Source organism: Intestinibacter sp. (assembly GCF_022780145.1).
In the GTDB taxonomy this organism is placed as follows: domain Bacteria; phylum Bacillota; class Clostridia; order Peptostreptococcales; family Peptostreptococcaceae; genus Intestinibacter.
The window spans coordinates 1-2,633 of sequence record NZ_JALEXO010000101.1 but is presented as its reverse complement, the minus strand read 5'-3'; the positions used below and the strand labels follow the sequence as shown (position 1 = coordinate 2,633).

Annotated in this window: 3 protein-coding genes and 1 pseudogene; 2 read left to right on the top strand and 2 right to left on the bottom strand. The window is 33.2% G+C overall.

All coding sequences use genetic code 11. From position 1 onward, the window contains the following. Window positions 1-274 (top strand): annotated as a pseudogene (locus MR593_RS03720) (HD domain-containing protein); the annotation flags it as partial. A 60-nt stretch (window positions 275-334) separates the two neighbouring features. Beyond that, the gene (locus MR593_RS03715) at window positions 335-499 is read left to right on the top strand and encodes a hypothetical protein (RefSeq protein ID WP_290687020.1); all 165 of its coding nucleotides are present in this window, start codon (window positions 335-337) and stop codon (window positions 497-499) included. Window positions 500-526: 27 nt separating this feature from the next. On the opposite strand, the gene MR593_RS03710 is transcribed toward MR593_RS03715, so the two are convergent. Further along, entirely contained in the window at window positions 527-940 is a 414-nt protein-coding gene (locus MR593_RS03710) for a TOBE domain-containing protein (RefSeq protein WP_290687018.1), read from the bottom strand. A gap of 367 nt (window positions 941-1,307) precedes the next feature. Then, the coding region (locus MR593_RS03705) for an MATE family efflux transporter (protein ID WP_290687016.1) at window positions 1,308-2,633 on the bottom strand (1,326 nt) is incomplete at its 5' end.

Here is a 2,633-nt window from a genome sequence, read left to right as displayed (position 1 = left end):
CGATTACTTTTTATACGATTGGCACGACAAGAATAAGCCTGTGAAATTTCACGGCTTTAGACATCCTAGAATTGCTCTAGAAAATGCATCTGAAGACTTCACTCTTACAGAAAAGGAAGAGGACATCATATTGCACCATATGTTTCCACTAAACATAACTCCTCCTGCATCTAAAGAGGCGTGGATCATATGTCTTGCCGATAAAATCTGTGCCACAGCCGAGACGTTGAGATTACAAACCCAGGATAAATTAGATAGTATCTACTCTTTTTAGGTACTATCTTTTTTTATTGACATGAGGCTTTTCTTACCTTCTAAGGAGCAAATCCTTTCTATGAATTACGATGAAAATCCATACACAGACACAGACACTGTCCTATATCCTCTAAAACAAATAATAACTCTACTTTGCAGCGCCAATCCAAACACAATAGAGATACTTGGTACTAGAAACGAGGATAGAAACCCATGGCTTCTATCCTCGTCTATATATAATTAAATGTATTTGAGGTCTATAGATTATTTACTATCCTATCATAACAGAAGTTGCTTTTACTATTGCAGTTGCTTCTTTTCCTACTTCTAATCCTAATTCTTTAACTGCTTCTAGAGTTATTGTAGCTGTTATTACCATATCGTCAGCTAATTGTAATTTTACTATTGAGTTTACAGCGCCTTCTTCTATAGCTACTATTTTTCCAGTTAATTTGTTTCTTGCACTTATGTATTGTGGATTAGTTGATATCATAACTGAAGTTGCTTTTATTACTGCAGTTGCTTCTTTTCCTACTTCTAATCTTAATTCTTCTACTGCTGCTAAGCTTATAGTAGATGTTACTACCATTTTGTTAGCTAATTCTACTTTTACTACTGCATTTACTGCACCTTTATTTAATTCTACTATTTTACCTGTTAATTTATTTTTTGCACTTAAATTCATTATTTTTGATCTCCCTTCCTTTTTTTGACAATACAAATATTACCAATTTTTATATTGTTGTCAATAACTTTTTGATATTTTTTAGAAATTTTATTTTCGTTTTATTTTATATGTGCTTTATATATTTATCATTTAAATATAAATAATTCAAAATTACATATCTATATGATTTTTAGTTGTTTTGTGTTAAAAACATTATAAAACGCTATAATTGTATAAATCTCTATAAAAACATAAATAATTATTACAAAATAGGTTCAAAATAAAAAAATAACACCAATAATGCCAATACATGACTATTATCCGTGTTATTTTTATCTATTTTTATTTATAATGTACAAAACAAATTTAATCAATTATTTTAAAATTATGCTGCTTTTTCCTTTATTTGTTTAATAATTTTTGTATTTGCTCTTAACATAAGTACAACTGCCACAATTAGTGCCACGGCTTCTGCTATTGGGAAGGCAAACCAGATCATAAATGTCGCATTTTCGAATTTTGTAAAAAACCATGCAAGCGGTAAAACTACTACAAATAATCTAAGCAACGATACGACAAGCGAATCTATTCCACAGTCCAATGCCTGGAAAACACCTTGAATGGCTATGTTTCCGCCGGCAAATAAAAATCCAGTCGCTATAATTCTAGTCGCCAACACACATAGTGCCTCTGTTTCACTCGACATAGCAAATAATCCAATTAGCGGTTCTGCAAATAATTCCAATCCGACTATACCGACAAACATAACTATTTCTATATAAAGTATACCATAGAAAATACCCTGTTTCACTCGTTTCTTATCGCTCATTCCAAAATTAAACGAAATAATCGGCGTAATCGCATCTCTCAAGCCAAATCCAGCGAAAAATATAAACTGTTGAATCTTATAGAAAATACCATAAGCTGTTACAGCAGCCATCGAAACAGTACCAAAGATGATATTTACACCATAAGTCATAAAAGACATCAGCGCTTGCATTATAATCGCAGGCAAACCGATAGAATATATTTCTTCTACAATAATCCATTTTAATTTTAAATACTTTAATCCATGGTTAACCTCTGTGTTTTTTCTATAATGAAAATACATCGCTACAAGCAATGAAACAATTTGACCGATTACTGTCGCATAAGCAGCACCTTCGATTCGCATCTCTGGAAGCCCCAAATACCCAAATATCAAAATAGGGTCTAACACAATATTTACTACTGCCCCAGATATTTGAGCTATTGTAGAGTACACAGTTTTTCCTGTAGCCTGTAGTAATTTTTCATAAATCGAAAACATAACCATACCAAATGATACAATGCAGCATATTGAAAGATATGATCTACCCATTCCAAGTACAATCGCATCGTTTGTTTGGCTTCCTATGTATGCATTCACCCCAAATAATCCAAATAGTAAAAACACAGCATAGATGATGATGCCTAATGTTATACCATTTCCTGCCACCTTTGCCACCTTTTCGTCGTCCCTCTGACCTAAGCTTCTAGCCAAAAGTGCATTTACACCTACTCCTGTACCGATTCCAAACGCGACGATTAGCATTTGTATCGGAAATGCCAATGTAAGTGCGTTTACTGCATACTCACCTAAATTTGCGATGCTCGGGTCGCTAATTCTCGCCACGAACATGCTATCTACAATATTATAGCAGGCTTGCAATACCATAGATAAAACCATCGG

Excerpts from the sequence above, each read along its gene's own strand:
- MR593_RS03715 (WP_290687020.1), top strand. The coding sequence starts at position 335 with ATGAATTACGATGAAAATCCATACACAGACACAGACACTGTCCTATAT.
- MR593_RS03710 (WP_290687018.1), bottom strand. The coding sequence starts at position 940 with ATGAATTTAAGTGCAAAAAATAAATTAACAGGTAAAATAGTAGAATTA.